Annotated in this window: 3 protein-coding genes; all 3 read left to right on the forward strand. The window is 61.1% G+C overall.

The genetic code is table 11. The annotated features are described in order from the left end of the window. A partial coding sequence (locus ABJP42_RS13205) for a (2Fe-2S)-binding protein (protein ID WP_348341076.1) occupies window positions 1-1,572 on the forward strand: 1,572 nt, incomplete at its 5' end. Then, window positions 1,569-1,901, forward strand: a complete 333-nt coding sequence (gene nirD / locus ABJP42_RS13210; protein ID WP_348341078.1) for a nitrite reductase small subunit NirD — start codon at window positions 1,569-1,571, stop codon at window positions 1,899-1,901. The genes ABJP42_RS13205 and nirD, both read left to right, overlap by 4 nt. Then, a partial coding sequence (locus ABJP42_RS13215; protein WP_348341080.1) for a molybdopterin oxidoreductase family protein occupies window positions 1,898-4,297 on the forward strand: 2,400 nt, incomplete at its 3' end. The genes nirD and ABJP42_RS13215, both read left to right, overlap by 4 nt.

Consider the following 4,297-nt stretch of genomic DNA (forward strand, 5'->3'; position numbering starts at 1 on the left):
GTGGCGCCGCTCTATGATCAGGCCAAGGTGCTCGCCAATACCCTGATGGAGGAACCTGCGGTTTTCACCCCAAAGGAACTCTCCACCAAACTCAAAGTCACCGGCTGTGATCTGTTCAGCGCGGGCGATTTTGCGGCTGGAGAAGGCCGCGAAGACATCGTCTTCCGCGATCCGGCGCGCGGCGTTTATCGCCGGTTGGTGATCGAAGACGACGTGATCGTCGGCGCGGTGATGTATGGCGACACGGCAGATGGCAACTGGTTCTTTGGCCTGATCCGCGACAAGACCGATATCTCGGATATGCGCGACACCGTGATCTTTGGCCCCGCCTATCAGGGAGGAGCCCCCTCGGACCCGCTCTCAGCCGTTGCAGCCTTACCGCGTGACGCGGAAATCTGTGGCTGCAACGGCATTTGCAAAGGTGAAATCGAAGATGCCATTGCCGCCGGCGCCACTGATATTGGTGCCCTGCGCAGCCAGACCAAGGCCTCGGCCTCTTGTGGGACCTGCACCGGGCTGGTGGAACAGGTGCTTGCGGTCACACTGGGCGATGACTTTGTCATCCCCACCGTGCAGCCAATCTGTGGCTGTACCGATATGACCCACGAAGACGTGCGTCGCATGATCAAAAGCCAGGAACTGAAATCGCTGCCCGCCGTCTGGCAGGCCTGCGACTGGAAAACCCCTTGTGGCTGTCATGTCTGCCGCCCAGCCCTGAACTTCTACCTGCTGGCCGACTGGCCGCTGGAGTATGAAGACGATCCGCAGTCGCGGTTTGTCAACGAACGCAAACACGCCAATATCCAGAAAGACGGTACCTTTAGTGTGGTGCCGCGCATGTGGGGCGGCATCACCACCCCGGATGAACTGCGCGCCATTGCCGATGCGGCGGATAAGTTTGCCGTGCCCACGGTCAAGGTCACAGGCGGTCAGCGCATTGATCTGTTAGGGGTCAAAAACGAAGACCTGCCCGCAATCTGGGATGATCTCAACAAGGCTGGCATGGTCTCGGGCCATGCCTATTCCAAGGGTCTGCGCACGGTGAAAACCTGCGTTGGCACGGATCACTGCCGCTTTGGCACCCAGGATAGCACTGGCCTCGGCATCCAGCTGGAAAAGGCGCTTTGGGGCTCCTGGACGCCACACAAACTCAAACTCGCCGTCTCTGGCTGCCCGCGCAACTGCGCCGAGGCCACCTGCAAGGACATTGGCATTGTCTGCGTCGACAGTGGCTATCAGATCAGCATCGGCGGCGCTGCCGGCATGGACGTGCGCGAGACATCTCTGCTCTGCCAGGTCCCTACCGAAGAAGAGGTGATGGATGTGGTCAAGGCGGTGACGCAGAGCTACCGCGAGAATGCCAAATATCTGGATCGCATCTACAAATGGATGGACAAGGTCGGTCTTGACTGGATCCAGGAGCAGATCGCCGATCTGGAAGCCCGCGCTGCATTGGTCGCCCGGTTCGACCTGTCGCAAACCATCTATCGCAAGGACCCCTGGGCCCAGCATGTTGCAGACTCTGCCCCCTATGAGCCCCTTGCCAATCTCACCCTGGAGGCCGCCGAATGAGCAACTGGATCGATATCGCCGCCCTGGACGCCGTGCCGCAACGTGGCGCCCGGCTGATCAAAACCCTGCATGGCTGCGTTGCGGTGTTTCGCACTGCGGGGGACGAGGTCTTTGCGCTCGACAATGCCTGCCCGCATAAAAACGGCCCCCTGGCCGATGGTATCGTGCATGGCAAATCCGTGACCTGCCCGCTGCACAACTGGGTGATTTCGCTGGAAACCGGCGAAGCTCAGGGCGAAGAGGGCCAGGTTGCCACCTATCCGGCCAAAGTGGCAGAGGGACGCATCCTGCTGGATGCGGATTTCCTGCAACAGCGGGCCGTTGCATGAACCTGACGCGTACCACCTGCCCCTATTGCGGCGTTGGCTGCGGCGTACTGGCTGGCGCTGATGGCACCATCAAGGGCGATCCTGAGCATCCGTCAAACTTTGGACGGCTCTGCTCCAAAGGTGCTGCCTTGGGGGAGACCATTGATCTGGAAGGCCGCTTGCTGACCCCGCAGATCAAGGGGCGCGCGGCATCCTGGGACGAGAGCCTTGACCTGATGGCGGAGAAATTCAGCGCTGCGATCCGCGATCATGGCCCTGACAGTGTGGCCTTTTATGTCTCCGGTCAGTTGCTGACTGAAGACTACTATATCGCCAACAAGCTGATGAAAGGCTTCTTTGGCTCGGCCAATATCGACACCAATTCGCGGCTTTGCATGGCCTCTTCTGTGGCCGGGCATAAACGGGCCTTTGGCAGCGATACGGTACCCGGTACCTATGCCGATTTGGAAGAGGCGGATCTGATCGTGCTGGTCGGGTCCAACCTCGCCTGGTGCCATCCGGTACTGCATCAGCGTATTGCCGCCGCCAAGGCGGCCCGACCTGAAATGAAGGTGGTCAATATCGACCCGCGCAAAACTGCCACCAGTGATCTGGCGGATCTGCATCTGCGTATTGCCCCCGATGGCGATACTGCGCTGTTCAATGGATTGCTGGCGCATCTGGCTGACACTGATCAGCTCAACCAAGACTATCTGCGCAATCATGTTTCGGGCCTCGAGCCCAGCCTGGCGCAGGCGCGGCTGGGGGATCCGCTGGACAGCGGTCTCAGCGCCGAAGAGCTGGCGCAGTTCTACCAGCTTTGGGCCGGTACCAAAAAAGTCGTGACCGTCTATTCCCAGGGGGTCAACCAGTCCAAATGCGGGACCGACAAGGTCAATGCCATCCTGAATTGCCACCTCGCCACCGGCCGGATTGGCAGGCCTGGCTCTGGCCCGTTTTCCGTTACCGGCCAGCCCAATGCCATGGGCGGGCGCGAGGTCGGCGGCTTGGCCAATATGCTGGCTAACCATCTGGACATCGAAAACCCCGACCACCGTGCCTCTGTTCAGAAGTTCTGGCAAAGCCCCACCATCTGCAGCCAGCCGGGTCTCAAGGCCGTTGATCTGTTTCAGGCCTGCGCCGTTGGCAAGATCAAAGCCTTGTGGGTGATCTCCACCAACCCCGCTGTCAGCCTGCCCGATGCCGAGGGAGTCGCCACTGCCATCGCCAAGGTGCCTTTTGTTGTGGTCTCTGACATTATGGCACGCACAGATACCGGCGATCTGGCGGATGTGCTGCTGCCTGCTACTGGCTGGGGCGAAAAAGACGGCACCGTCACCAATTCAGAGCGCCGCATCTCCCGCCAGCGTGCCTTTCTGCCTGCCCCCGGCGCCACCCGCCCCGATTGGAAGATCCTCTGCGATCTGGCCGCACGGATGGGCTGGGGTGCAGCCTTTGACTATGCCTCCCCGGCGGAGATCTTTGCTGAATATGTCGCCCTGTCAGAGGCAACAGCCGATTTTGGTCGGGATCTCGACCTGAGCATCTTTGCCGATGTGGACTATGCCAACCTGCTGCCAACCCAATGGCCGCAAAACGACAAGCGTTTCTTTGCAGATGGAGGGTTTTTCCACCCCGGAGGCAAGGCCCGTATGCTGCCCGTCAGCGCCCCTGCTTTGGGGGAACGCAAGGGATTCACGCTGAACACCGGGCGCAACCGCGACCAGTGGCATACCATGACCCGCACCGGCAAAGCCCCCCGTCTGGGGGCGCATCTGGCGGAACCCTATGTGGAAATTCACCCCAAGGATGCCACGGATCTGGAGCTGACAACTGGCGATCTGCTGCGGCTCAGCACTGGCTACGGAGAGGCCGTGCTGCGCGCCCTGATCACCGAACGCGCCGCCCCTGGCCAGCTGTTTGCGCCGATGCACTGGACCCGGCAACAAAGCAGCACGGGCTGTATCAACGCACTGGTTGATCCGCTGGTTGATCCGGTCTCCGGCCAGCCGGCCTCCAAACACACCACGGTTGAGGCCACCAGGTTTGACGCGGGCTGGTATGGCTTTGCAGTCTCGTGCGATCCCATTGCCCCCGCAGGAGCCTATAGCGCCGTGGCCCGGTCCTTGACCGGCTGGCAAAGCGAATTCGCCGGAGTAGACAGGCCAGACAATTGGCAGCACATGGCGCAGGATCTGCTCGGCCTTGGTGACTGTGACGTGACCGAGATGGTGGATCCCAACCAGCACCAGACCCGGCTGGCTTTTTACCAAGGCGAGACCCTGGTGGGTCTGTTCTTTGCCGGCCCCGATCCGGTCTCTCTGGCGCGCGCCTTTGCAGTTTCCTTGATTGGCACCACCACGCCGCCTTTGCGGGCGCTTGCCGGGCGCAGCGGCGCCGATCAGCCTGATCCAGGC

The organism is Pseudophaeobacter sp., from assembly GCF_039971195.1.
Taxonomy (GTDB): Bacteria; Pseudomonadota; Alphaproteobacteria; order Rhodobacterales; family Rhodobacteraceae; genus Pseudophaeobacter.

Bases quoted from the DNA above. Each gene is read 5' to 3' on its own strand.
- nirD (WP_348341078.1), top strand. From the start codon at position 1,569: ATGAGCAACTGGATCGATATCGCCGCCCTGGACGCCGTGCCGCAACGT.